The organism is Gemmatimonadales bacterium (genome assembly GCA_036265815.1).
Classification (GTDB): domain Bacteria; phylum Gemmatimonadota; class Gemmatimonadetes; order Gemmatimonadales; family GWC2-71-9; genus CAVVWJ01.
On record DATAOI010000051.1, the window covers coordinates 1 to 2181 of the forward strand.

The following is a 2181-nucleotide window of genomic DNA, read 5'->3' on the forward strand; positions in this document are numbered from 1 at the left end:
GGGAACGCGCCACGGCCGGTCAGCGCGCCGATGCTCTGCCTACGCAAGAGCCGGGCCAGGAGGGTGCTTTCGCCGCGCGGACGCTCCTCGTCCCCGGCGACAGTCATTGGTGCCGGAGCCGAGGCTCGGCGCGCGCTTCCATGGGAAGCGACACCCTCGTCGGACAGGAAATGTTGACGATGCTCGCCCAACCGGCCAATGACGAGATTTCATCCACCCGAGACCGTCCGCGCAGCGGACAGCCCAACTAAGCCTGCGGCTGCCTAAGCCCTGCCTGCGCCCGGGTTCTCGACCGGGGCGTTCAGGCACCCGCACGGGTGAACGTCACATGCGTGACTCCGCTGGGGGAGGAGGTGGCCTCGACGTCGTAGTTCTGCTCGAGGCCCTCCATGCCATCCCAGAGCCACACGCCGCGGCCGAGCAGGATCGGGACCACCACGATGTGCGCGTGGTCGACGAGCCCGGCGGCCAGGAATTCGCGGATCACGGTAGGACCTCCGCCGATGCGGACGTCCTTGCCGTCGGCGGCCTCGCGGGCCGTCTCGAGCGCCTCGGCGGGCGACGCGTCGAGGAAGTGGAATGTCGTGCCGCCCTCCATCTCGATCGACGGGCGCGTGTGATGCGTGAGCACGAAGACCGGTGTGTGGAACGGCGGGTCGGGCCCCCACGCGCCCCTCCACTCCGGGTCCTCGTGCCATCTGGGGTGGCCGAACTTCCCGGCCCCCATGATCTCGGCGCCGATCCCGGGATCGAACAGCTGCGCGAAGGCATCGTCGATGCCGCCGCTGCCGCCGGGCTGCCACCAGCGGGTGGCGAACATCCATTGGTGCAGCCGGTCGCCGGCGTGCCCGAAATGTGCGTCCTTGCTCTGCCCCTCACCGGTGCCGAAGCCGTCGAGTGAGATGGCGAAGTTCTGGACGCGGGCGAGTGCCATGGGTGGTGCTCCTTTGGTAATCGGGGTGCCAGTTCTCGTAGCTGTGCAGAAGCGAGGTCGGTCACGACTTCTGCATTCGACCTCCCCGGAGGACAGGACGCGTGGCGAGCGCCAGTATACTTAAGTGAATGCTTGACCAACGCGCCGGGCGTGAGCCTCTCGATCGCACCTTTCACGCGCTGGCCGATCCCAGCAGGATGCTGATTGTCGAGCGCTTGAGCCGCGGACCAGCCTCGGTGAGCGAGCTCGCCCGGCCTCTCCCGATGTCGCTGCCAGCGGTGGTTCAGCACCTTCAGGTGCTGCAGGTCAGCGGCCTCGTCAGCTCCGAGAAGGTCGGGCGCGTGCGGATCTGCCGGATCGAGCCGGAAGCGCTGCGGCCCGTGGAGCGATGGATCGGCGCGCGGCGATCGAGCTTGGAGCGCCGCCTCGACCACCTTGGCGAGTACCTCGCCGAAGGCGACGACGAACCCAAAGGTGGCAGGCGATGAGCGGACGATCGGTGGAGCACGCCAGTTTCGTCGTCGAGCGCAAGTACGAGGCGCTACCCGAGCGTGCTTTTGCGGCCTGGGCCGATCGGGAGGCGAAGGCGCGCTGGTACGTCGACGCCGATGCGCATCTCGAGCTCGACTTCCGCGTCGGCGGGCGGGAACGCAGCCAGGGCATCGCGCCGGATGGCAGGGCCTACAGCTACAACGCGCTCTTCCAGGACATCGTTCCGGCCGAGCGCATCGTCTACACCTACGAGATGGTCTTGGACGAGACGAGGATCTCGGTCTCGCTGGCCACGGTGGAGTTCACGCCCGTGGGAGACGGCGACACCCATTTAGTTTTCACGGAACAGGCTGCGTTCCTCGACGGCCATGAGTCACCGGCCCGGCGAGCTGAGGGCATGGGCGGCCTCCTAGACGCCCTCGGGGAGGAGCTTCAGAGCGAGACCCCCGGCGGCTGAGCGGCACCCCACCCGGCCGGGGGCCCGCCGGCGCGCGCGCCCCCCGATGGGAGGGAGCTCGAGCACCGTCGCCTGCCGCAATGAGGCAAACGGAGCAGCGCGCGTCGGGCCAGGCCGCTCCTCCCAGGCGGAAGCAGAAGCCGCGGGGCATGGTCGCTCGGCTGCCGCTCTGCCGATGGTGCTTCGGGCCCGCGTGTAGGAACAGTTGGCCCCGGCCGAACGCCGGGGCCAACGCCGAGTCTTACCTCTGCCCGGTTCCGCCCCTGCAGAGTCCGAACGTACCTACGGCACCCTTGGG

General features: G+C 68.9%; 3 protein-coding genes. 2 read left to right on the forward strand and 1 reads right to left on the reverse strand.

Translation table 11 applies throughout. From position 1 onward, the window contains the following. Positions 1 to 301: 301 nt before the first annotated feature. Complete coding sequence (locus VHR41_10945; GenBank protein ID HEX3234704.1) at positions 302 to 934, reverse strand: dihydrofolate reductase family protein; 633 nt, start codon at positions 932 to 934, stop codon at positions 302 to 304. 128 nt (positions 935 to 1062) lie between these two features. On the opposite strand from VHR41_10945, the gene VHR41_10950 reads away from it, so the two are divergent. Together VHR41_10950 and VHR41_10955 are read left to right on the forward strand one after the other, a co-directional pair. After that, positions 1063 to 1422 carry a metalloregulator ArsR/SmtB family transcription factor gene (locus tag VHR41_10950; GenBank protein HEX3234705.1) on the forward strand — a complete coding sequence of 120 codons (360 nt, stop codon included), beginning with the start codon at positions 1063 to 1065 and terminating at the stop codon, positions 1420 to 1422. Next, positions 1419 to 1883: an SRPBCC family protein gene (locus tag VHR41_10955; GenBank protein ID HEX3234706.1), complete on the forward strand. Its 465-nt coding sequence runs from the start codon at positions 1419 to 1421 to the stop codon at positions 1881 to 1883. Before VHR41_10950 ends, VHR41_10955 begins: the two co-directional genes overlap by 4 nt. Positions 1884 to 2181: the final 298 nt, after the last annotated feature.

What these genes read in the sequence shown, in the direction of transcription:
- VHR41_10945 (HEX3234704.1), bottom strand. Translation starts at nt 934, where the DNA reads ATGGCACTCGCCCGCGTCCAGAACTTCGCCATCTCACTCGACGGCTTC.
- VHR41_10950 (HEX3234705.1), top strand. Translation starts at nt 1,063, where the DNA reads ATGCTTGACCAACGCGCCGGGCGTGAGCCTCTCGATCGCACCTTTCAC.
- VHR41_10955 (HEX3234706.1), top strand. Translation starts at nt 1,419, where the DNA reads ATGAGCGGACGATCGGTGGAGCACGCCAGTTTCGTCGTCGAGCGCAAG.